Below are 19,320 nucleotides of genomic sequence, written 5' to 3'. Positions count from 1 at the left end.
AGTTCCACCCCTTTATTTACCTAAACAGAATCGGCTGAATATTTCTTCGACCATATCGTCGTGAACGGTATCGCCAGTAATCGAACCCAAGAGGTCCCAGGCTTCGCGCAGGTCGACGACGGCACAGTCGACAGGCATGCCGGCTTCGATGGAATCGAGGGCCCGTTTCAAGGCTTCCCGGCTCTGGCGCACCAGTTCGATATGGCGCGTGTTGGTGAGCAGGGCGCTGCCGGCCGTATCGGCATGGGACAACGCCAGTGACAGGAGCTGTTCTTTCAAGGCTTCCAGGCCTTCCCCGGTGCCGGCCGACAAGGACAGGACGGGATGACCATACTGTCCCAGGTCTTTTTCCGCAACGACAGGCGTCAAGTCGCTCTTATTGAGGACGATGAGGACATTTCGCTCCTTCGTGTCCTCCAGGATGGCCCGGTCTTCCTCGGAAAGGGGCCGCGAGCTGTCGATGACGACGAGGATGATATCGGCCTTATCCATGTAGGCCTTGGCCTTGGTGACGCCGATTTTTTCGACTGTATCATCGGTCTCCCGGATACCCGCCGTATCGACGAGGCAGACCGGGACGCCCTTGAGGGAAATCCATTCTTCCAGGACGTCCCGCGTCGTCCCCGGCACGTCGGTGACGATGGCCCGGTCTTCCTGGAGCAGGCGGTTCAGCAGGCTCGACTTGCCGGCGTTCGGCGTGCCGGCAATGGCGGCCATGACGCCGTCGCGAATGATGCGGCCATCGTGGGAAGCTTCCAGCATCTCATCGAGGGACGCCAGCTGCTTGCGGATGGCACCGGCTACATCGGGGACCGTAATGTCTTCCAGGTCTTCTTCAGGATAATCGATAGTCACTTCCAGGCGGGTAATGAAATCGGTCAGCTCATGGCGCATGGCGCCGATGACCTTGGACAGGCGGCCTTCGAGCTGATTGACGGCACTGGTCAGGCCCTGACGGCTCTTGGCCTGGATAACATCCATGACGGCTTCGGCCTGGGCCAGATCGATGCGGCCGTTGACAAAAGCCCGCTGCGTAAATTCTCCGGGATTGGCCAGACGGGCGCCGTGGGCCAGGACCAGGCTGAGGATTTCTTCCAGGGCTTTGCGGCCGCCGTGGCACTGGATTTCCAGTACGTCTTCTGCCGTATAGGAATGGGGGCCCTTCATGATGAGCATCAGTACTTCATCGACAGGGCGGCCGTCATCGGCGACGACGAGACCATGCTGGATGGAACGGTCCCGGCGCTGGGCCAGGGGTTTTCCGGAAGGACTGCGGAAAATGGCGTCGCCGACCGCATAAGCATGGCTGCCGCTGATACGGATGACGCCGATACCGCTTTCCCCCAAAGGAGTGGCAATGGCCGCAATCGTATCGGTCGTATCGTACATAGGTCAATACTCCTTTCATATTCTAAAAGGAGCTGCCTCGATGTGACAGCTCCTTATATAATCCATAAACTAAATACTTATTCCTGGCTATAGATGACGACGTGGCGATAGGGATCCTGGCCTTCACTTTCCGTGCGGACCTGGGGATCGTTCTGCAAGGTCACGTGGATGATCTTGCGTTCATAGCCGTTCATCGGTTCCAGGACGACGCGGTCGCCGCTCTTTTTGACGCGGTTCGCCAGGCGAATAGCCAGCTGTTTCAGCGTTTCTTCGCGGCGATGGCGGTAATTTTCGACGTCGAGCATGATGAAATGACGCGTCGTTTCCCCCTGGTTCGTCGTCAAGTTGGTCAGGTACTGGAGTGCGTCCAGGGTCTGGCCGTGTTTGCCGATGAGGATGCCCAGGTTCTTGCCATGCAGGTGAAGCAGGACTTTATCGGACTTGATCATCTTTTCGATGACGACGTCGATGCCCATGTTCTTGAGGACTTCCTGGAGGAAGGCCTTGGCCTTAGCCGCTGCTTCTTCTGCCGTGAAGGCTTCTTCAGCAGCTTCGGCCGTTTCCGGTACAGCCAATACCGTATCTTCCTGAGGAAGGCTTTCTGCTTCTACGCGGACAGCCGGTTCGGCAGCTTCCGGAGCCGCCGTTTTTTCGGCTTCTTCCAGCTGGCTTTCCATAGCCGGGACGACGGGTACGCCTTCTTTTTCGGTGATACGTACCTTAGCCGGCTTGCTGCCGAAGCCGAAAAAGCCGCTTTTCGGTTCTTCCAAGACTTCGATGTCGACTTCATCTTTCATTCTGCCGAGACGTACCAGGCCGGAACGGACGGCATCTTCAATCGTTTTTCCTGTAGTTTCGATGGTACTCATGCTTCTGATCGTGCTCCTTTTTTCTTGAGGTGGGTCATGAGGTACTGCTGTGCCCACTGGAATACGTTAGAAACAACCCAGTAAATGACCAGGCCGCTGGGGAAATTCAAGCTGATCCAGCCGATGAACAAGGGCATGACGATCTTCATGATCTTCTGCTGCTTGGCCTGTGCATCCGAAGCCGCTACCTGCGCACCGGACATCTGGTTCTGGATGAAATAAGTCGAAACTGCCGACAGTACCGGCATGATATATGTGGGGTCCGGCTGGCCCAGGCTGGGAAGCCATAAGAAGCTTTCGAAAGCCGGGTCATAGGGATATTCCCGTAGAGCATAGAAAATAGCGATGAGGAATGGCATCTGAATGAGGATCGGCAGACAGCCCGACAAGGGGTTGACGCCCATTTCCCGATACAGTTTGGTCATTTCTTCCTGCATCTTTTTCTGATTGCCCTTATATTTCTTCTGTAATTCTTTGATCTTAGGCTGCAAGGTCTGCATGCCTTCCATGGAACGGATCTGTTTCGCCGTAAGCGGTGCCAGAACCAATTTGATGATCAAAGTAAGCATGATAATGGCAGCGCCATAGCTCGGATAGCCTACATTCTGGGTAAATGCATAGCAGTAATTCATGAATGTCGTCATAATACCGCTGAGGACATCCATTATTCCACTGAAAAAGCCCAATACGCTCAACTCCTGTTCAGTTGTAAAAATAGGGATCTACGGTACCGGATCATATCCGCCTTTGTGAAAGGGATGGCATTTTAAAATGCGCCTTAGTGCCAAATAACTCCCTTTGACAGCACCGTACTTCTGCAAGGCCTCGACGGCATAAGCAGAACAAGTCGGATAAAACCGGCAGCACGGCCGGTGAAGGGGCGATATGAACAACTGGTAAAACCGGATAAGGGCTATGAAACACCGTTTCATGTGTCATCACTTCTTCTTTAATACCCTGGCATGCCGGAATAACTGCAGGATGCTGTGTTCTGCGTCTTTGTATCCGGCGTATTTTAAACTGCTGCGGCCAATGAGGACCAAGTCGAAACCATCGCGCAATTCAAACTGGTGCAGGCGATAGACTTCCTTCATCAGGCGGCGGCAGCGGTTGCGTTCGACGGCGCAGCCGATTTTCTTACCCGTTACGAAACCAATCCGGGTCGGCTGTTTCGGTGAGCGCGGCAGGACGTACAGGACGACGCGGCGGTTGACATACGACTTGCCGCGGCGGTATACGAGCTGGTACTCATGATTTTTGCACAGCCGTTGCTCTTTTGTTAGTTCATACATACGTAATTGTCCTAAAAATGCCAGAAAAACAGAAAAATTCCGCCATCCGGAACTTTTCTGTTTATCTCGTAATAATTAAGCAGAGAGTTTCTTTCTGCCTTTCATGCGGCGTTTTTTCAAAACCATGCGGCCGCCTTTTGTCTTCATTCTTTCGCGGAAGCCATGAGTTCTCTTTCTCCACAATGTATTCGGCTGATATGTCTGTTTCAAGCTAGACACCTCCTTTGTCGTCATTGACAGTAAATGAATTTACACCATAACAGGTTAATTATAGTAAGCCAGCTTCTGGCTGTCAAGTCCCATTTTTTAAGCCCTATGCTTTTTGCGTATACCTTCTGTATAAGTATTCCAAGAAAATTTTCTTCCCATAATTTCGGTTTTGTTGTAAAATGTGGATAGATAAATAAGTTGTCAACAATCTATCCACATTTTGTGGATAAGTGGATAAGCCCTCGGAAATTCGATGATTATCGTCTTTCCGCCTTTTTGTGTCCCCCTTATCCCCTTTATCCACAATTCAGGCTATACACATATACACTTTATATGGTACACTCTATGTCACGCACAATTTTACGCACAGATTGGAAGGATTATTATGGACCTGCTCAGCTTATGGGAAAAAATGCTGGCTAACCTGAAACAAGTCTTGCCCAAAGAGATTTTTACCAACTGGTTTGAAGGCAACATCATTCCCTACTCTTATTCTGAAGAAGAGAATCTTCTCATATTGGACACGATGACGAATTTTCTCCGCGATTACGTCAGCAAAAAATATACGGACATCCTGGAGACGGTCGCCCAAGACGCCATCGGCCGCCCGACGCGGGTCCAGCTGATCACAAGCCAGGAAAAGAAACCTGCCGGGGAAAGCCAGTCCGAAGCCGTCGCCGAAACCATTACTCTGCCGTCCAAGCCGGCTGCCACCCCTGCACCGACGGAAACTGTAGTCCCGGATACGCACTCCGTCCCGTCAGGACAGACAGAATGGGTCCAGCCTGAGTTGCCCATCAGTGACGACAATACGGCTCCGATGCCCATCGTCAAAGAAGCCGTTCCCGTCAAACCCGATGAAACCCCTTATAATAATAATTTAAATAAAGATTATACCTTTGATAACTTCATCGTCGGCAACAGCAACCGCGTCGCTACGGCCGTGGCCAAGTCCATTGCAGCGGCACCGGCCCAGAAGTGGAATCCTTTCTACATCTACGGCGGCAGCGGCCTGGGCAAGACACACCTGATGCACGCCATCGGTCACGAACTGCTGAAGAACTTCCCCAATATGCGTCTCCTCTGTATCACCAGCGAAGACTTCGTCAACGAATTTATCCAGTGTATCCAGGACAAGAACACGGAAAGCTTCCGCCGCCGTTACCGCAACGTCGACGTCCTCTTCGTCGACGACATCCAGTTCCTGGGCCGTGGCGATAAAGAAAGCTCGAAAGAAGAATTTTTCCACACCTTCAATAAGCTCTACCAGGACAAAAAGCAGATGGTCTTCACCAGCGACCGGCCGCCACGGGATATCAAGAAATTGGAAGAACGTCTGCGTTCGCGCTTTGAAAACGGCATGGTCACCCAGATTGAACCGCCTGATCTGGAAACGCGTACGGCCATCTTGCGGGCCTGGGCTGAAAAAGAAAATATCACCTGCGACCTGGATGCCCTCAATTATATCGCAGCCAATGTCAGTGAAAATATCCGTAAACTGCACGGCGCCTTTATCCGTGTCCTCCTGGAAGCGTCACAATCCAAGAGCAACGTCACTTTGCCCCTGGTCAAACATGCCATCCACTATATTACGGATGCCCAGGATGAGAAGAAATACATCACCATCGATGAAATCACGACCTATATCTGCCAGCACTATAACATCAATTATAAAGAACTGATGGGCAAGAAAAAGACCAAGGACATCGCTCTGCCGCGGCAGATTGCCATGTACATGTGCCGTGAACTGACGGGGAATACCTATCCCCATATCGGGACAGCCTTCAACGGCCGCGACCATACGACAGTCATGCATGCCTGCTCCCAGATCCGGAAAAAAATCGACAAGGACAGCCATTTCAAGGAGCATCTGGAAAAGATGATGAATGAAATCCGCGGTGTGGATAACTAGGCGGATAAAATTGTACATACATTGTGGATAAGTCGAAAAAAGAAATCCACAGTGGAAATGTGGATAAAAATCAACGTTTTATCCACACGTTGTCCACAGGTGTGGATAGGTTAAAATAGCTGACTTTTTCCACTTATCCACAAATTCACAGCCTCTATTACTAAGACTACTATTTTTTAATTCACATTTAATTAATTTACTCAGCGCAGAAAAGAGGATAACCCATTGAGACTAAAACTGAAAAAAGAAGATCTGAACAAAGGCCTGCAGGCAGTCCAGAAAGTCGCTCAGAACAAAAGCAACAACATATCTTCTGAAAACGGCTTGCTTATCAAAGCCCTGCATGGTATCATCGAGTTCCAGGCCAATGACTACGACATGGGCATCAAGATTACAGTTCCCGGCATCATTGAAGAAGGCGGGGAAGCTTTTATTGCCAATCCGTATTTAATGGAATTGACCCGGCGCCTGCCCAGCGATGAAATCGAAATCATCAAGGAAGATGCCGATACGCAGCTTATGATCAAAGGCGGCAAACTCAAGTTTGAATGTCTGACCATGAATCCCGATGATTTCAATGAAGTCGAAATCGTCGAAAACGGCTATGCCAGCTTTACGACGACGAGCGTCGTCATGAAAGACCTCATCGATAATACGTCCTATGCCTGTGCCACCGACGTGGCCCGGCCGATTTTCATGGGGACTTACCTCGATGTCCAGGGCGACCAGATGACCATGGTCGCTACGGATACGCACCGCCTGGCTTTGAAGACGGCCACCTTGGATGAACCTGTGGATAATCCGCTGCAGGCCGTTATCCCCAGCCGACTGTTATCAGAAATTTCCCGCCAGCTGCCGACGGATATCCCGGAAACGGTAGAAATCACGGCGGTCCGGAATTACCTGGCCGTCCAGTTCGGCAATGTCTACATCCGGACGCGGCTCATCGAAGGGGAGTTCCCAAATTATCGGCGCGTCATCCCGAGTGACTTCAAGTGCGTCGTCACCGTAGACCGGGCGGAATTTACGGGCGCCGTCGAACGCGCTTCCATCGTAGCCAAAGATGCCCAGTACAATGTCATCAACTTCATTGTCGCCGACGATCAGATCAAGCTCATGAGCCAGCATCCCGATTACGGGACCGTCGAAGATTACGTTCCCTGCCATCTGGAAGGCCAGGGCCTGGACATTTCCTTTAACGGGAAATTCATCCTCGATATCCTGAAACATTGCCATGATTCGGAAGTCATCTTGAAATCTAAGGAAAACAGCCCCATGCTGGTCCAGGATAAAGAAGATACGTCTTGTGTATTTGTTGTAACGCCTATGAGGACAAAATGATGGAAACAGTAACTATTACGACCGCGATGATCCAGCTCGACCAATTCTTGAAATGGGCCAGTATTTTACAGAGCGGCGGTGAAATCCGCTTCCTGCTGGACGAAAAGAAAATTTTTGTAAATGGAAATTTATGCACTGCTAAACGCAAAAAACTCTATCCGGGAGACAAAGTCGAAATTAAAGGTATCGGTACGTATTTGATTAAAGGTGAATAATTATGATGATTGAATCGGTCCGGCTCCACCGTTTCCGCAATTATGAGGACGAAGTGATCACTTTTCCCAAAGCCATCATCCTCCTGTACGGGAGGAATGGCCAGGGCAAGACGAATCTCCTGGAATCCTTATATATGGGAGGCATCGGCAAGTCCTACCGGGGCATAGCCGACGCCGACCTCATCAGCTGGAACCAGGACCAGGCCAGCGTCATCATCCAGTTCAGGCGGAGCGAAACGCGGCAGCAGCTGAAGATCATCTTATCGAAGACGGCCAAGAAAGAACTCTGGGTCAATGAAACAAAAGTTCCCCAGAAGGAACTTGTCGGGACGCTCAACGAAGTCCTGTTCTCGCCGGACGACCTGCAGCTCATCAAGGGCAGCCCGTCCCTGCGGCGCCGGTTCATGGACATGGAGATTTCCCAGGTCAGCCGGTCCTATTACCAGGAACTGCTGCAGTATAACCGGGCTATTTCCCAGCGCAATCTCTTGCTGAAGAAAATGAAATATGAAGGCATCCATCCCATCGAGGAATGGGACCGCCAGATTGCCGGCTTTGCGGCCTCGCTGGTAGCCAAGCGGCTTTCGGCCCTGCACAAGCTGGCCTTTCTGGCCGGCGTCCTCCACAAGCGATTGAGCCGGGGCCAGGAGATGCTGGACCTAACATATGTTCAGCCCTACGGCGGCGGCGACCGGAGCCATCAGACCGATCCGGAATGGTACTATACGCTCTTGCAGCGCCATCTGGAAGAAGACGTCCGCCGTCAGGCAACATCCGTCGGCCCTCATCGGGACGACCTCGTCTTTTCCGTCGGCCCGGCAGACCTGCGGAAATACGGTTCCCAGGGACAGCAGCGGACGGCCGTCCTGGCCTTGAAATTATCAGAGCTGGAATACGTCAAGTCCGAGACGGGCGAATATCCCGTATTGCTCCTGGACGACGTCATGAGCGAACTGGACCCGGATCGCCGGCAGGCCTTGCTCGACTTTGTCCGCGACCGTATCCAGACGTTCATTACGACGACGGAGCCGGACATCTTTGCCGGCATGGCCGGGTGTCATCCCATTTGTATTGAAAAAGGGAAGGTGCTGTCTCATGGAGGAACGCAGTCTTGAATTAAAAAAAGCCGGTTTAGCCATACCGAAGGTATTGGAGCAGACCCGGCTTCTTTTGCCCTATCACCTGTACCAGGCCAAACGGGACTGGAAGCAGATTGCAGGCGAACAGATTGCTAAATATTCATATATATTAGATTTTAAGGATAAACAGGTCATCATTGCCGTCATGAACCCGGTCTATATGAATTACTTGTTTATGTATAAAAATAAAATAATAGAGGAAATTAATTCTTATGTCGGGCATCGGGCCATTGCCGATGTCCGTTTTGTCAAAAAAGGAAAGAAGCCGGTCCGGACGGTCTATGAGACCCTGGAAGGCGAGGTGGAAGATGTCTTTCCTAAAGAGACTGTCAGCCAGGTGCGCCTGGATGACGCAACGGTGGCCCATATCCGCCGGGAAACGGCTCATCTGCCAGAAGGACTGCGGGAAAAAGTCGTTCAGCTCCGCTTTGCCCAGGCCAAGCGGAAGAAGGCCTATGAGCTGGAAGGCTTCGCCGCCTGTCCCCGCTGCGGCCGCTGGATGGCGCCTGGCGAAAAGGAATGTCTCTTTTGCCGCAGTGAGGCCCGGCAGGCCTTGAAACGGCAGATCCGTTCCCACCTCGACGACATGCCCTGGCTGTCGTGGGAAGCCCTGGCCGCTTATCTCCAGGTACCGGTGACGGCAGGCGATGTGGAACAGGCGTATAATGAAGTCCGCCGGAACCTGATTTATACGTATATTGAAAAGGTCTATTATGAATACGATACGGCGGCCGATGATTTCACTCTGGCTATGCTCATCACCCGCCGCGTTCCCGGTGAGATTCCGCCGAAATTCATTGAGAACCTCGTTGCCAAATATAGGAGGAAAGACGACCATGTATCTTCACCTGAGCCGTGAGATTTCCATCCCTGCCGGCGATATCGTCGCCATCATCAACCTGAACGGTCATCCGGGCCGGTCCGTCCGCAAGCACCTGTGCCTTCCCCTGGTGGCTGTCGACGGGATACCGGAAAGGGACTGGCGCTGCCTGGTCATCACGGGAGAACAGGTCTTTGCCCTGCCGGTCACGGGGGAAACGATGGTCCGGCGTTATCAGAAGTGTCTGCGCCAGGCAAGGTATGTATTCAAAAATGTTTGAATTTAAGGTATAATAAAGTGTTAGATTGCCTAAATGGATCACTAAAATTGCAAGAAACAGGAGTTGAGAATCTCTATGTCGAAAGACAAAGCTAGATATGGTGCCGAACAGATTCAAGTATTGGAAGGCTTGGAAGCCGTCCGCAAACGGCCTGGGATGTACATCGGCAGTACATCGACACGAGGCCTTCATCATCTGGTCTACGAAGTCGTCGATAACAGTATCGACGAAGCCCTGGCCGGATATTGTACGCACATCGAAGTGACGATCCAGGAAGATAACAGCATTACTGTCGTCGATAATGGTCGTGGTATCCCCGTAGCCATGCATAAGATCGGCAAGCCCGCTGTCGAAGTCGTCCTGACTGTCCTCCATGCCGGCGGGAAATTCGGCGGCGACGGCTATCCTATCTCCGGCGGCCTCCACGGCGTCGGTATTTCCGTCGTCAACGCTCTCAGTGTCTGGACGAAGGTCCAGGTCAAGCGCGATGGCTACTTATGGGGCATTTCTTTCACCCGCGGCGTGACGGACGAACCGCTCCGGAAAATCCGTCCCCTGGAAGCTGGCGAAGAAACGGGGACGAAAGTTTCCTTCAAGCCGGACCACGAAATCTTCCCGGACACGGTCTATGATTTCAATACTTTGAAGACGCGCCTGCGCGAACTGGCCTTCCTCAATAAGGGCCTGCACATCACGCTGACTGACAAGCGCGGCGAAGGCAAGAGCGAAGTTTACTGCTACGAAGGCGGCCTGACGTCGTTCGTCGAATTTCTCAACCAGAGCCATCAGGCCGTCAACCCGACGATCATCAACGTCGACGGCGAAAAGAATAAGGTTATCGTCGATATTGCCATGCAGTACAACGACGGCTACAGCGAAAATATCCTGACCTTCGTCAACGATATCTTCACCGAAGAAGGGGGCACGCACCTGAGCGGCTTCCGGTCCGGCCTGACGCGTACCATCAACGATTATGGCCGCAGTGCGGGTATCATTAAGGAAAATGAAGACAACTTGTCCGGCGAAGACGTCCGCGAAGGCTTGACGGCCGTCATCAGCGTAAAGGTCCGGGAACCGCAGTTCGAAGGCCAGACCAAGACCAAGCTGGGCAACAGCGAAGTCAAGGGCATCGTCGACAATATCATTTCAGATGGCTTGAAGGAATTTTTTGAAGAACATCCGTCCGAAGCCAAGGCTATCATCACCAAGACTATTTCCGCGTCCCGCGCCCGCCAGGCCGCCCGTCGTGCCCGGGAACTGACGCGCCGCAAGAATGCTCTGGAAATCAGCAGCCTTCCCGGTAAATTGGCAGACTGCTCGGAAAAGAATCCGGACCAGACGGAAATCTACCTGGTCGAAGGGGATTCGGCTGGCGGCAGTGCCAAGCAGGGCCGTGACCGCCGTTTCCAGGCCATCCTGCCCTTGCGCGGCAAGATCATCAACGTCGAAAAAGCCCGCCTCGACAAGATCCTGGCCAATGATGAAATCCGTTCCATGATCACCGCTTTCGGTACGGGCATCGGCCAGGAATTTGACTTGAGCAAACGCCGTTATGATAAGATCATCATCATGACCGATGCCGACGTCGACGGCGCCCACATCCGGACGCTGCTCCTGACCTTCTTCTATCGCTTCATGAAGCCCCTCATCACGGATGGCCACGTCTATATCGCCCAGCCGCCGCTCTACCAGGTACGTAAGGGCAAACAGGTCTGGTATTTCTATACGGATGAATCGATGCAGGCCAAACTCGATGAACTGGGCCGCGATAACAACAGCGTCGTCGTCCAGCGCTACAAAGGCCTGGGCGAAATGAACCCGGAACAGTTGTGGGAAACGACGATGGACCCGGAAAACCGGACGATGCTCAAAGTCGAACTGGAAGATGCTGCCGAAGCGGACCGCATTTTCTCGGTCCTCATGGGTGACAAAGTCGAACCACGCCGCAAGTTCATCGAAGAAAACGCCAAGAAAGTCCGCAACCTGGATTTATAAGAGGAGACATTATGCCGAAACTTTCCCGAAAAATCGAATTGTTCACAGAATCGGTCATCGCCCGGATGTCGCGCATTGCCGAAGCTTCCGGAGCCATCAACCTGGCTGAAGGGTTCCCTGATTTCCCGCCTCCTCAGGCCATGTGCGACCGCCTCAGCCAGGTCGCTCAGGAAGGACCTCATCAGTACAGTATGGACCCTGGCGCAGCCAATCTGCGCCAGGCCATGGCCGACTGCCGCCGGCAGTTCACGGGACAGACTATCGACCCGGAAAAAGAAGTCGTCGTCACCTGTGGCGGGACGGAAGCTTTGATGGCAGCCATGATGACCCTCGTCGACCCTGGCGATAAAGTCATCCTCTTTTCGCCTTTTTACGAAGCGTACAGCACGGATGCCCTGCTCTGCGGCGCCGAACCGATTTACGTTTCCCTGCGGGAACCGGACTATACTTTTGATGGCGATGAACTGGAAGCGGCTTTTAAACAGAGGCCGAAAGTCATTTTCCTGTGCAACCCGTCCAATCCCTGCGGCAAGGTCTTCAGCCGCGACGAGTTGCTGGTCATTTCCGGCCTGGCTGAAAAATACGATACTTTCGTCGTCATCGACGAAGTCTATGAACACATCCTCTATGAACCGACGGAATATACGTATTTTTCGACCCTGCCCGGCATGTACGGACGGACCCTCTGCTGCGGTTCCTTGTCCAAGACGTATTCCATCACGGGCTGGCGCCTGGGCTATATCTTTGCTCCGCCGGAAATCACGGAAGCCATCAAGAAGCTCCACGTCTACCTGACCATCAGCGCGCCCAGTCCGCTGCAGGAAGCGGCTATCACGGGCCTTCGTTTCGGGCCGGACTATTACCAGGGTCTGCGGGCCATGTACACGCGCAAGCGGGATTTCGTCATGAAGCACCTCGATGATATCGGCATCGGCCATAATGTACCGCAAGGGGCTTTCTACATGCTCGTCGATATCGGCGGCTATGGCTATGACGACGATGAGGCATTCTGCCGGGATTTGGCGGAAAAAGTCGGCGTCGCCCTGGTGCCGGCGTCGACGTTCTTCATCGAACCGGTCCATCACCTGGCGCGGCTGCAGTTCGCCGTCCGCGACGAAACCCTGGAAAAGGCTATGGAACGGCTCGAAAATATTTCTATCTTGAAAAAATGATCTGCTTTACCCTGTGTATGGGAGGGGATTTCGATGAAAAAATGGCAAATACTCTTGACCAGTCTTTGTTTCACCGTCACGGCCATGACCGCCATGGCTGCAGAGGCGCCGGCAGCTGGCAGTACTGAAAAAACGGCAGCCATCGTCCTGACAGACCCGACGGTCAATGTCAAGAACCTCAATGACTTTTACATCCTGAAAGGGAGTACCTACGATAAGGTCACGGGACTGCTGCAGAATTTGCCGTCCCAGACGACGGGACTCGTTGGCAGCTACTATTTCCGCGTCGATAAGAACCTCGTCGGCGATTACTTCTATCATGTAAAGGCCTATGATACGGCATCTCACGTCCTCATGGGCAACTATTTCGTCGCCAAGGATGAAAGCTGTGCCTGGAAACTGCAGGCCGGCGATGATGCGGCCCTTATCTACGGCAATACGGAAAAACTCATGGACAAAGTCGAAGTCGTCGTCTATCCGAAAAAGATTCCCCTGGGCAGCTACGGCATCATCCGCGTCCACGTACCGGGCATGATTCCTTATGACGTCAAAGCGACGAGTTTGAATACCAAAATCGCCGATATTACGGAAAAAATGAATATCCATCCGCTACAGGCCGGCAAGACCGACCTGGTCATCGACGTGAAGATCGGTGATACTGTACGGACTGTGACCAAGACCCTTACCATCGTCGACGAAGCCGACCGTCATGGGAGTGAATCCTCCCACAGCGGACCCGGTGTGGGCGTCGGCATCGGCATTGGCTGGGGCGGCGGCTGGCACCACCACGGTGGCATCGGCATCGGCGTCGGTCCTTGGTGGTAGCGAGGTAAAAGGAGGGTGTATCTATTGTGGAGTTTTCCCTAGGGAAACAATTTCTCGTCATCATTTTGCTGATTTTTGGCAATGGCATCTTTTCGCTGTTGGAAATGGCCATCGTCAGCTGCCATCAGTCGCGGCTGGAAGCCCTGGCCGATGAAGGCAGCAAATCGGCGGCCATCGTCCTGAAACTGCGTGAAAATCCGAATAAGATGTTTTCCATGGTCCAGTTCGGCATTACCCTGGTCAGCCTGCTCACCGGTGTCTACGGGGGCACGGAAATGGCCGGGCCCTTGTCGAAATACGTCGCCAAGATCCCCGGCCTGGAAAATTATGCCTATACGATCAGCCTGACGGGCATCGTCGCCTTCATCACCTATTTGACGATCATCCTCGGTGAAATCGTACCCAAGCGCATTGCCATCGACAAACCGGAAAAAATCGCCTGTCTCCTGGCCCGGCCGATGCTCTATTTTTCCGTCCTCTGTACACCGGTCGTCTGGATCCTGTCCTGGTCGACGGCAGTGGTCACGAAAATCATGGGCGTCAACAAGCCAGAAGTCCTGCCCGTCACAGAAGATGAAATCAAGCTGCTCCTGGAACAGGGCGTCGAACTGGGGGCCTTTGAAAAAGAAGAGCCGGAACTGGTAGACCGCGTCTTCCGCCTGGCCGATATGGACGTCGGCGATATCATGACCAACCGGACCCAGGTCGATTGGATTGACGTCGAGGACCCGGAAGAGACGATGATGCAGGAACTGGTGGCCTTCAATCACAATACCCTGCCCGTAGGCCGGGGTTCCCTGGATGATTTCATCGGCATGATTTCCGTCAGCGAAATCTTTCAGAAATACTATGCAGCTGTCCGCAAGGAAAAGGACGTTTCTTTGACAGCTATCGTTGAAGAGAGCGTCCACAAGCCGATTTATATTCCCGAATCCATGGACATCATGAAGGTCGTCCACGTCTTTCGCGAACACAGTGTCCATGAAGTCGCCGTTCTCGATGAATACGGCAATTTCAGCGGCATCCTGACGCTGCACGATATCCTGGAAGAATTAGTAGGCATCATGCCGGCCGGTGAAGAAGAAAAGAAAGAAGAAGCGAACCGCATCATCCAGCGCGGTCCCAATGAATGGCTCATGGAAGGCCTGCTGACCATTGAAGAATTCAAGGACTTCTTCGACATCGAAGAGGACCTGCCCGAAGAAGACGAGGACCTCTATAAGACCCTCGGCGGCCTCATGACGTATGGCGTAGGCCGCATCCCGCGGGAAACCGATACGTATGAATGGGAAAATTTCACTTTTGAAGTCATGGATATGGATAACCTGCGGGTCGATAAGATTTTAGTGACCCGCAAGGAAAGCCCGGATAGCGATGAAAAAGCGGAGAAGGGCAATGAAAAATAGTCAGCCTTTAAGAAAGGAAGGTTATATGGAAAGGGAAGAACGCCAGGCCATTTACCAGGTGTCTACGCTGCAGGCCCTGGCCCGCGGCAATTATTACGGCAGCACGGATATGGAAACACTGCTGCTCCATGGAGATACGGGGCTGGGCACGTTTCATGCCGTAGCCGGTGAACTCATCGTCATCGACGGCCACGCCTACCGCGTCTTAGGCGACGAATCGGCAGTAGAAGCGGCTCAGACCGATACAACGCCCTTCGCGACGGTAACGTGGCTGCGGCATCAGGAACCAGTCTTGCTGAAACATCAGCCTTCGATTGAAGCCTTGAAAGAAATCATGACGGAACATGTCCGCCGGCTGGGCATCAACGACGTCTACATCGTCCGCATCGACGGTCATTTCCGCCGTGTGTCGGCCCGGACCGAACTGGAGCAGCAGGAGCCTTATAAGCCCTTTGCCAAAGTCCTGGAAACGGATGAACGCCGCTTTACCTTTGAAAATATAGACGGCAGCCTCATCGGGATTTACATTCCCGACTACTTGAGCGGTGTCAATACGTCGGGCTGGCATTCCCACTTCATTTCAGCGGACCGGAAAAAAGGCGGCCACGTCTTTGACCTGGATCTGGAAGAAGGCCGGGTCATCTTCAACAAAGCCGACCGCTTCATCCTCGACATGCCCCATAACAAGCAGTTCGAACGAGGTGACCTGACAGCAGCTTCACAGGAAGAAATCAAACAGATTGAACAAGGGAAATAAAAAAATAACCTGTCATTAGCATTTTTTTGACAGGTTATTTTTTATTTCGTATAATATCGTCAGGTGTTGTCACGAACAATAGGCGGTTACTTAAGCCCCAGAAATGGGGTGAGGCCCATGGATAATCTGAATATTACATTGTTACTTCTGATTGTCTTATTTGCGGTTTTAAATAAAAAATAATCGCCTTTGCATCTCCAAGCAGTAAGGCGATTATTCTTTAGTGCTATTTGGGGCTGACCCGTTACGGACAGCACCTTTTTCATGTTTATTTTACCCTTTCCGCTAAATTACGTCAAGTTCATTATTCACATTTAGTAGAACGGAGAAATAGATTTTTCAGGACCTCGTGGGGGTCCTTTTTTTCTTTGATGATGGCATGGACGGCTGCCGTAATGGGCAGTTCTACGCCGTATTTTTGGGATAAGTCGAGGAGGGCTTCGGTCGTGCTGACGCCTTCGGCCAGTTTTTTGAAGGGCCTGCCTTCGATGAAGTCCTGGCCGAAGCGGCGGTTATTGCTGTGCAGGGAAAAGAGGGTCGCTTCGTAGTCGCCGAGGTGGCTCAGACCGTAGACGGTCATGGCCTGGCCGCCCATGGCGGCGACTAGGACCGAGAGCTCGTGAGCGCCGCGGGCCATGAGGGCCCCTTTCAGGCTGGTCAGATGGGCGCCGTCGAGCATACCGGCGGCGATGCCCATGACGTTCTTGGCGGCAGCGCCGATTTCGATGCCTAACAGGTCCTGACCATAGTAGAAGCGGATGAGGGGACTGGTGAAGGTATCGACTAAGAAATGGGTCAGGCCTTCATCAGCCGAGGCGATGACCATGCAGTTGGGCATGCCGCTGATGAAATCCTGGACGTGGCCCGGACCGACCCAGACGGCCGTGCGTACGGCCGGTTCCAGTTCTTCGGCCATGACCGTCGTCAATCGTTTGCCGCTCCCTTCCTCCAGGCCCTTCATGGCCAGGACAAAGGGCAGGGATGGGGCAAAGCCGGCTGCTTTCAGATGACGGGCAAAGGAGCGCAGCTGCTGGGCGCTGATGGAGATGATGCAGATATCGGCAGCGTCCAGGGCGGCCTTCAGGTCCGATGTCAACGAGATGGAAGCGGGAAGGCTCAGGTATTCGTTCTTCCGGGTCTCTAAAAGTTCCTGCAAGTGCTGCGAACCGGGACGGCCCCACAAGGTGACGTCATGGCCGATGTGGTCGGCGTACCAGGCGTGGAAACTGCCCCAGCGGCCGCAGCCTAAGACGGTAATCTTCATGGAATACCTCCTTTGAGCTTACAGTTTGGCAATGACGGCGTCGCGGTATTCTTCCGTCGTGGCGCTGCCGCCCAAATCCGGTGTCAGATGCTGTTTTTCGGCCAGGACTTCGTCGACGGCTTTGCGGATCTTGGCGGCAATAGCCGTTTCGCCGATATATTCCAGGAGCATGCAGGCCGACCACAAGAGAGCCGTCGGGTTGGCGATGTGTTTACCGGCGATATCCGGGGCACTGCCGTGGACGGCTTCGAACATGGCATAGTCGTCGCCGACGTTCATGGACGGGAGCAGGCCCAGGCCGCCGATGAGACCGCTGGTCAGGTCGGACAGGATGTCGCCATAGAGGTTGGGCGTGACGATGATATCGAACTGTTCCGGACGCATGACCATCTGCATGCACGTGTTGTCGACGATTTTGTCGTCGCTTTCGATTTGCGGATAATCCTTGGCGATGGTGTGGAAGATGTCGAGGAACAAGCCGTCGCTCATCTTGAGGATATTGGCCTTATGGACGCAGGTAACCTTTTTGCGTCCATGGGCTACGGCGTAGTCGAAAGCGGCCTTAATGATGCGTTCACTGGCCTTGCGGGTGATGAGCTTGATGGCGTGGACCGTGTCTTCATTCATCTTGTATTCGACGCCGATGTACAGGTCTTCCGTGTTTTCCCGGAAAGTGACGATGTCGACGTTGGGGAAGGGCGTCTTGACGGCCGTATTCGATTTGGCCGGACGGATATTGGCATAGAGATCGTATTTGTTGCGCAGCGTGACGTTGAGCGAGCGGAACCCCTTGCCGATAGGCGTGGTGATTGGCGATTTCAGCAGGAGATGGGTCTTTTCAAACGAAGCGAAAGCGTCGTCCGGGATAAGGGCGCCGTGACGTTCATATTCGGCAGCGCCGACGTTGAAAATTTCATAGGAAAGGGGAGCCTTGGTGGCGTCGAGGATTTGCAGGACAGCGTCGGTGATTTCCGGGCCGATGCCGTCGCCTTTGAATACGGTAATTGTCTTCATGATTTATCTGTCCTTTCTGGGAATATAATCCATCAGGTCGCCGACGTATTTCGCTGCCGGACGGACGATACGGTTATCATACAGCTTGTGTTCGATGTTGTGGGCCAGCCAGCCGACCATACGGCTGATGACGAAGAGCGGTGTATAGAGGTCGCGCGGGATGCCCAGCATATTGTAGGCGAAGCCGCTGTAATAATCGACGTTGCTGCACATGTTGACGCCTTTTTCTTCTTTCAAGGTCTTCATGGCCAGCTTTTCGAAGCGGTTGTAGAAGCGGAAGATATCGGTCATGCCTTTTTCCTTGGCCAGGATGCCGCAGTAGTGGCGCATGATTTCGGCGCGCGGGTCCGACAAGGTGTAGACGGCGTGGCCGAAGCCGTAGACCAGGCCATCGTGACAGCCTTTGAATTTCTTATTGAGTATCTGGTGGATGACGTCGACGATTTGTTCATCTGTGGCCTTAATGCCGATGGCGTCGATGACTTGTTCCATCATCAGGGAGACGCGGATGTTGGCGCCGCCGTGACGCGGTCCCTTGAGGGCGCCGACAGAGCTGGCCATGCTGGAGTAGAGGTCCGTATCCGTCGACGAGACGACGATATTGGTGAACGTCGAGTTCGTGCCGCCGCCGTGGTCGGCGTGGAGAAATAAGAGGAGATCCAGGAGCTGCGCTTCTTTCGGCGTGAACTTGCTGTCCGGCCGCAGCATGGACAAGATGTTTTCAGCCGTCGAATAGTCCTTGCGGGGATAGTGGATGACCAGGCTCTTGCGGTTGTAATAATGGACTTTGGACATATAAGCGTAGACTGCAATGGACGGCAGTTTGCTCATGATGTTCAGGCCCTTGCGGAGAGTCTGGTAGACGTCGGTGTTATCAGGATCGGGATCGTAGTTATAGAGGGTCAGCAGGGCGTGCTGCAGTTTATTCATTAAGTTCTTGCCGGGCAGGCGCAGGAGGTTCATTTCCAGGAAGTCGTCCGGCAGGTCGTAGCCGTTTTGTAAAACCTTGCAGAAGGCATTCAGTTCATCTTCAGTCGGCAAATAACCGAAGAGGAGGAGAAAGCTGGCTTCTTCGTATAAATAGCCTCTATAATTTTCCACTTTAGCCAGCTCGCGAATGTCGATGCCGCGATAGTACAAGACGCCGTCGCAATCGACTTTTTGGCCTTTTTCGTCGCGCTGGTAGCCGACGACATCGGCAATGCGGGTCAGGCCGACGAGGACGCCAGTATGATCTTCATTGCGCAGGCCGCGCTTTACGCCGTACTTGGTGAACCATTCGCGGGGAATCTGTGTGTAGTTCTGTGACTTGCCATAAAACTGGGCTAAATAAATATTTTTGTCCAAGATGATTCCTCTCTTTCCTGCAAGTATGAATATGGAAGAATAACTTATAAAATATCGGTTATCTACGAATATT

General features: G+C 53.0%; 20 protein-coding genes. 11 read left to right on the top strand and 9 right to left on the bottom strand.

Going from position 1 to position 19,320, the window contains the following annotated elements; genetic code table 11:
- Window positions 1-12: 12 nt before the first annotated feature.
- From mnmE to rpmH, 6 genes are all read right to left on the bottom strand, one after another.
- Complete coding sequence (mnmE, locus tag NOS26_RS04000) at window positions 13-1,389, bottom strand: tRNA uridine-5-carboxymethylaminomethyl(34) synthesis GTPase MnmE (RefSeq protein ID WP_255917317.1); 1,377 nt, start codon at window positions 1,387-1,389, stop codon at window positions 13-15.
- Between the two features lie 77 nt (window positions 1,390-1,466).
- Complete coding sequence (jag, locus tag NOS26_RS03995) at window positions 1,467-2,258, bottom strand: RNA-binding cell elongation regulator Jag/EloR (protein ID WP_014015474.1); 792 nt, start codon at window positions 2,256-2,258, stop codon at window positions 1,467-1,469.
- Window positions 2,255-2,923 (bottom strand): YidC/Oxa1 family membrane protein insertase, encoded by a 669-nt coding sequence (locus NOS26_RS03990; protein ID WP_036205049.1) that lies wholly within the window; start codon window positions 2,921-2,923, stop codon window positions 2,255-2,257. Before NOS26_RS03990 ends, jag begins: the two co-directional genes overlap by 4 nt.
- A gap of 57 nt (window positions 2,924-2,980) precedes the next feature.
- Entirely contained in the window at window positions 2,981-3,190 is a 210-nt protein-coding gene (gene yidD, locus NOS26_RS03985; RefSeq protein ID WP_071821835.1) for a membrane protein insertion efficiency factor YidD, read from the bottom strand.
- A gap of 6 nt (window positions 3,191-3,196) precedes the next feature.
- A complete protein-coding gene (gene rnpA / locus NOS26_RS03980; RefSeq protein WP_014015472.1) occupies window positions 3,197-3,550 on the bottom strand; it encodes a ribonuclease P protein component in 354 nt (117 codons plus the stop codon).
- Between the two features lie 75 nt (window positions 3,551-3,625).
- The gene (gene rpmH, locus NOS26_RS03975) at window positions 3,626-3,760 is read right to left on the bottom strand and encodes a 50S ribosomal protein L34 (protein ID WP_020310268.1); all 135 of its coding nucleotides are present in this window, start codon (window positions 3,758-3,760) and stop codon (window positions 3,626-3,628) included.
- A 385-nt stretch (window positions 3,761-4,145) separates the two neighbouring features.
- Here rpmH and dnaA point away from each other — a divergent pair, with 385 nt between their 5' ends.
- The 11 genes from dnaA to budA all read left to right on the top strand — a co-directional run bounded on the left by dnaA (window position 4,146) and on the right by budA (window position 15,622).
- The gene (dnaA, locus tag NOS26_RS03970) at window positions 4,146-5,672 is read left to right on the top strand and encodes a chromosomal replication initiator protein DnaA (protein WP_014015471.1); all 1,527 of its coding nucleotides are present in this window, start codon (window positions 4,146-4,148) and stop codon (window positions 5,670-5,672) included.
- A 225-nt stretch (window positions 5,673-5,897) separates the two neighbouring features.
- The gene (dnaN, locus tag NOS26_RS03965) at window positions 5,898-7,013 is read left to right on the top strand and encodes a DNA polymerase III subunit beta (RefSeq protein ID WP_014015470.1); all 1,116 of its coding nucleotides are present in this window, start codon (window positions 5,898-5,900) and stop codon (window positions 7,011-7,013) included.
- Window positions 7,013-7,228: an RNA-binding S4 domain-containing protein gene (locus NOS26_RS03960; RefSeq protein ID WP_027895809.1), complete on the top strand. Its 216-nt coding sequence runs from the start codon at window positions 7,013-7,015 to the stop codon at window positions 7,226-7,228. Before dnaN ends, NOS26_RS03960 begins: the two co-directional genes overlap by 1 nt.
- Window positions 7,229-7,230: 2 nt before the next feature.
- Window positions 7,231-8,343, top strand: a complete 1,113-nt coding sequence (recF, locus tag NOS26_RS03955) for a DNA replication/repair protein RecF (RefSeq protein ID WP_014015468.1) — start codon at window positions 7,231-7,233, stop codon at window positions 8,341-8,343.
- On the top strand, window positions 8,324-9,226 hold the full coding sequence (locus NOS26_RS03950) for a DUF721 domain-containing protein (protein ID WP_255917316.1): 903 nt from the start codon (window positions 8,324-8,326) through the stop codon (window positions 9,224-9,226). Before recF ends, NOS26_RS03950 begins: the two co-directional genes overlap by 20 nt.
- Window positions 9,204-9,467: a hypothetical protein gene (locus NOS26_RS03945; protein ID WP_014015466.1), complete on the top strand. Its 264-nt coding sequence runs from the start codon at window positions 9,204-9,206 to the stop codon at window positions 9,465-9,467. The genes NOS26_RS03950 and NOS26_RS03945 overlap by 23 nt, the downstream gene beginning before the upstream one ends.
- Before the next feature lie 75 nt (window positions 9,468-9,542).
- Entirely contained in the window at window positions 9,543-11,462 is a 1,920-nt protein-coding gene (gene gyrB / locus NOS26_RS03940) for a DNA topoisomerase (ATP-hydrolyzing) subunit B (protein ID WP_014015465.1), read from the top strand.
- A gap of 11 nt (window positions 11,463-11,473) precedes the next feature.
- Window positions 11,474-12,634 (top strand): pyridoxal phosphate-dependent aminotransferase, encoded by a 1,161-nt coding sequence (locus tag NOS26_RS03935; RefSeq protein ID WP_255917315.1) that lies wholly within the window; start codon window positions 11,474-11,476, stop codon window positions 12,632-12,634.
- A gap of 33 nt (window positions 12,635-12,667) precedes the next feature.
- Window positions 12,668-13,459 carry a hypothetical protein gene (locus NOS26_RS03930; RefSeq protein ID WP_255917314.1) on the top strand — a complete coding sequence of 264 codons (792 nt, stop codon included), beginning with the start codon at window positions 12,668-12,670 and terminating at the stop codon, window positions 13,457-13,459.
- Between the two features lie 26 nt (window positions 13,460-13,485).
- Entirely contained in the window at window positions 13,486-14,865 is a 1,380-nt protein-coding gene (locus NOS26_RS03925; RefSeq protein WP_022498268.1) for a hemolysin family protein, read from the top strand.
- A gap of 25 nt (window positions 14,866-14,890) precedes the next feature.
- Window positions 14,891-15,622, top strand: coding sequence for an acetolactate decarboxylase (gene budA, locus NOS26_RS03920; protein WP_255917313.1), 732 nt, complete (start codon window positions 14,891-14,893; stop codon window positions 15,620-15,622).
- A 304-nt stretch (window positions 15,623-15,926) separates the two neighbouring features.
- On the opposite strand, the gene NOS26_RS03915 is transcribed toward budA, so the two are convergent.
- Genes NOS26_RS03915 through NOS26_RS03905 form a run of 3 tightly spaced genes read right to left on the bottom strand, consistent with a single transcriptional unit; the run spans window position 15,927 to window position 19,247 of the window.
- Entirely contained in the window at window positions 15,927-16,886 is a 960-nt protein-coding gene (locus tag NOS26_RS03915) for an NAD(P)H-dependent glycerol-3-phosphate dehydrogenase (RefSeq protein WP_255917312.1), read from the bottom strand.
- An 18-nt stretch (window positions 16,887-16,904) separates the two neighbouring features.
- Window positions 16,905-17,900 carry an isocitrate/isopropylmalate dehydrogenase family protein gene (locus tag NOS26_RS03910; RefSeq protein WP_170101342.1) on the bottom strand — a complete coding sequence of 332 codons (996 nt, stop codon included), beginning with the start codon at window positions 17,898-17,900 and terminating at the stop codon, window positions 16,905-16,907.
- A gap of 3 nt (window positions 17,901-17,903) precedes the next feature.
- The gene (locus NOS26_RS03905) at window positions 17,904-19,247 is read right to left on the bottom strand and encodes a citrate synthase (protein WP_014015458.1); all 1,344 of its coding nucleotides are present in this window, start codon (window positions 19,245-19,247) and stop codon (window positions 17,904-17,906) included.
- Between the last annotated feature and the right edge of the window lie 73 nt (window positions 19,248-19,320).

The sequence above is a fragment of the Megasphaera sp. SC8-1 genome, assembly GCF_024436295.1.
Classification (GTDB): domain Bacteria; phylum Bacillota; class Negativicutes; order Veillonellales; family Megasphaeraceae; genus Megasphaera; species Megasphaera elsdenii.
This window is presented reverse-complemented; position numbering and strand designations above follow the sequence as displayed.